Source organism: Pseudorhodoplanes sp. (genome assembly GCF_035565855.1).
In the GTDB taxonomy this organism is placed as follows: domain Bacteria; phylum Pseudomonadota; class Alphaproteobacteria; order Rhizobiales; family Xanthobacteraceae; genus Pseudorhodoplanes.
The window spans coordinates 1-3,728 of the sequence record NZ_DATMRX010000211.1 but is presented as its reverse complement, the minus strand read 5'-3'; the positions used below and the strand labels follow the sequence as shown (position 1 = coordinate 3,728).

Genomic DNA, 3,728 nt, shown 5'->3' with positions numbered 1-3,728 from the left:
CGGCCGAGCGTCCGATCTGCGGCAAGTCGAACAGCTCGATCATTTCCTGCGTCGAGAAGATTTCCTGATCGCCGTGGCTCCATCCGAGGCGAACGAGATAATTGCGCAGCGCTTCCGGCAGGTAGCCCATGGCGCGATAGGCATCGACGCCGAGCGCACCATGCCGCTTGGACAGCTTCGACCCGTCCGGACCATGGATCAGCGGGATATGCGCCATCACCGGCACCTGCCAGCCCAGCGCCTCGTAAATCTGCTTCTGCCGCGCGGCATTGGTCAGATGGTCGTCGCCGCGAATGATATGGGTGACGCCCATGTCGTGATCGTCGACCACGACTGCGAGCATGTAGGTCGGGTTGCCGTCGGATCGCAGCAGCACGAGGTCGTCGAGATCGGCATTCTGCCAGACCACGCGGCCCTGGACCTGGTCCTCGATGACGGTCTCGCCGGTCAGCGGCGCCTTCAGGCGGATGACGGGTTTGATCCCGGCCGGTGCTTCGGAGGGGTCGCGGTCGCGCCAGCGCCCATCATAGAGGCGGGCCCGGCCGGCGGCGCGCGCCTGCTCACGCATGGCCGCCAGTTCCTCGGCACTCGCATAGCACCGGTATGCGCGGCCCTCGGCCAGCAATTGCTCGGCGACTTCGCGGTGCCGGGCTGCGCGAGCAAACTGGTGGACTGCCTCGCCGTCCCAGGTGATCCCGAGCCAGGTCAGTCCATCCAGAATGGCGGCGATCGCCGCGTCGGTGGACCGTTCGCGGTCTGTGTCCTCGATGCGAAGCAGCATCTTGCCGCCACGGCCACGGGCATAGAGCCAGTTGAACAGCGCCGTGCGTGCACCGCCAATGTGCAGAAAGCCGGTCGGGGAGGGTGCGAAGCGGGTTACGACAGTCATCCGGAGCGTATCGATTTGAGAGCCGCCCCTCTAACATGGGCGGGATGGCGCGGAAACAGCGCATTGCCTCTCATTGCGGCGATGGCGAGGCAGGGTTACCTGACGCTTGGCGCTTGCGGCCGAATTTGGCACAGAGGCGCGACCGGTGAGCTTCGCAAACGAGAGACACGACACATGGCGGCGGACGAATCTACGGCGACGGAGCCGGGGCGCGACTTCATCCGCGACATCGTGCAGGCCGATCTTGAGTCCGGCCGCCACAAGAGCGTGGTCACGCGGTTTCCCCCGGAACCGAACGGCTACCTGCATATCGGTCACGCCAAGTCGATCGGGCTGAATTTCGGCATCGCGCAGGAATTCGGCGGCCGCTGCCATCTGCGATTCGACGACACCAATCCGGTGAAGGAGGAGCAGGAGTTTATCGACGCGATCGAGGAGGACGTGCGCTGGCTCGGCTATGACTGGGGCACGCACCTCTACCATGCGTCCGATTATTTTGAGCAGCTTTACGAATGGGCCGAAGTCCTGATCAAGGCCGGCAAGGCCTATGTGGACGACCAGTCGCAGGAGGAAATCCGTCTCAATCGCGGCACCTTGACCGAACCTGGAAAGCCCTCGCCGTACCGCGACCGGTCGGTCGAGGAGAATCTCGACCTGTTCCGGCGCATGCGGGCCGGTGAGTTTCCGAACGGCGCGCGCGTGCTCCGCGCCAAGATCGACATGGCGGCCGGCAATATCAATCTGCGCGATCCGGTGATGTATCGCATTCTCCATGCCACGCATCCGCGGACTGGTGACGCCTGGAAAATCTATCCGAGCTACGACTATGCGCACGGGCAGTCGGACGCCATCGAGCACATCACGCATTCGATCTGCACGCTGGAATTCGAGGATCACCGACCGCTCTATGACTGGTTCATCGAAAACCTTCCGGTGCCCTCGCGCCCGCGTCAGTACGAGTTTGCGCGGCTCAATCTGACCTACACCATTCTCTCCAAGCGGGTGCTGACGCGGCTCGTTCAGGACGGTCATGTGGCGGGCTGGGACGATCCGCGCATGCCGACATTGGCGGGGTTGCGCCGGCGCGGCGTGCCGCCTGCCGCCTTGCGTGATTTCGTCAAGCGCATCGGCGTCGCCAAGGCCAACAGCGTGGTCGACGTCCAGATGCTCGACTTCTCGATCCGGGAAACGCTGAACCGGACCGCCTTGCGCCGCATGGCGGTGCTGCGGCCGCTGAAGGTGGTGATCGAGAATTATCCGGAAGGGCAGAGCGAGGAGCTCGAGGCGATCAACCACCCCGACGATGCCAAGGCCGGCACGCGCAAGATCCGCTTCGGCCGCGAGATCTTTATCGAGCAGGATGACTTCATGGAGAATCCGCCGAAGAAGTTCTTCCGGCTCTCGCCCGGCGCCGAGGTGCGGCTGCGCTACGCCTATTTCATCACCTGCCGCGAGGTGGTGAAGAATGCCGACGGCGAGGTGGTGGAACTGCGCTGCACCTACGATCCCGCGACCAAGGGCGGCAACGCGCCGGACGGTCGCAAGGTGAAGGCGACCATCCATTGGGTTTCGGCGCTGGATGCGGTGTCGGCCGAGGTGCGGCTCTACAATCCCTTGTTCACGCGCCCCGATCCGGACGCGGCCAATTTCGTCGCCGACCTCAATCTCAATTCGCTGGAAGTGCTGCCCGACGCCCAGCTCGAACCGGCCATCGTTGCGAGCAATTCCGCCGAGCCGATGCAGTTCGAGAGGCAGGGCTATTTCGTCCGCGACCGCGATTCCACGCCCGACCGCCCGGTCTTCAGCCGGACCATCGGACTGCGCGACACCTGGGCGAAGGTATCGGCGAGCGGCTGACTGCAATCTGATGTAGCCTCTCCCGCCAAGGTTGAAGCCGGGGCGGGGGGCTCATGGCTCGTGAGGGCGATCCGAACGACCGCAGGCCTGCGGGTGAGCGCTCCGGCGCGCGCGCGGGAGCCCGAACCTGGCCGCTTGGCGGGCGGGCGCAGGGTGTCTCGCCGGGCTGGCTCGGATCGCTCGATACCTCCGCGCATGGCGCTCGTTTCGCTGAATGGCTTGCGCGCGATACGGCCCCCGGGCGGTTGATCCCATGGCTGCCGGTTGCTTTCGGGATCGGCGTCATTCTCTATTTCGCCGCCGACCGCGAGCCCTTTCTTTGGGCCGGCCTGATTGTGGCAACATTTGCGTTGACCCTGTGCGTCGCCGCGCGTGCCCGGCCCGTCGCGTTTCCGGTCATGATCGGTCTCACTGCGATCGTGTTCGGTTTCACGTTCGCCACCTGGAAGACCGCACGCATCGCGCATCCGGTGCTTGCAGCGCCTGCCTTCAACGTGACGCTGTCCGGCTTCGTCGAGACGCGCGAAGAACGCGAACGCAGCGACCGCATCGTGATCCGCGTGCACGCGATGAAAGGCGCACGGCCGGACATCAAGCTTGAACGCGTGCGGATATCGGTGCGCAAGGGGACCGCACCGCCGGTCGCCTCCTTTGTCGAATTGCGGGCTCGCCTCAATCCTCCGCTGACGCCGCTCCGGCCGGGGGGATACGATTTCGCCCGCGATCATTATTTCCAGCGGCTCGGGGCAACCGGTTTCGCGCTCGGATCGATCCGGCAGATGCAGCCGCCCGAGGCTCCGGGACTATTATTGCGCTATGCCGCGGGCATCAGCGGACTGCGCGATGCCATCGACAGCCGCATCCGCGCGGCGCTGCCCGGCGACAAGGGCGCGATCGCATCGGCATTGATCACCGGCAAGCGCGACGCAATTTCGTCCTCGGTGAACGAGGCAATGTATGTATCGAGCCTTGCGCACGTCTT

At 64.9% G+C, this 3,728-nt stretch carries 3 protein-coding genes; 2 read left to right on the top strand and 1 reads right to left on the bottom strand.

Annotation, left to right across the window (positions count from 1 at the left end):
• The coding region (gltX, locus tag VN004_RS11850; RefSeq protein ID WP_325610211.1) for a glutamate--tRNA ligase at nucleotides 1-889 on the bottom strand (889 nt) is incomplete at its 3' end.
• Nucleotides 890-1,063: 174 nt separating this feature from the next.
• Here gltX and VN004_RS11845 point away from each other — a divergent pair.
• Together VN004_RS11845 and VN004_RS11840 are read left to right on the top strand one after the other, a co-directional pair.
• Nucleotides 1,064-2,746, top strand: a complete 1,683-nt coding sequence (locus VN004_RS11845; RefSeq protein WP_325610208.1) for a glutamine--tRNA ligase/YqeY domain fusion protein — start codon at nucleotides 1,064-1,066, stop codon at nucleotides 2,744-2,746.
• A 53-nt stretch (nucleotides 2,747-2,799) separates the two neighbouring features.
• Nucleotides 2,800-3,728: ComEC/Rec2 family competence protein (locus tag VN004_RS11840; RefSeq protein WP_325610206.1), on the top strand; the 929-nt coding region annotated here is incomplete at its 3' end.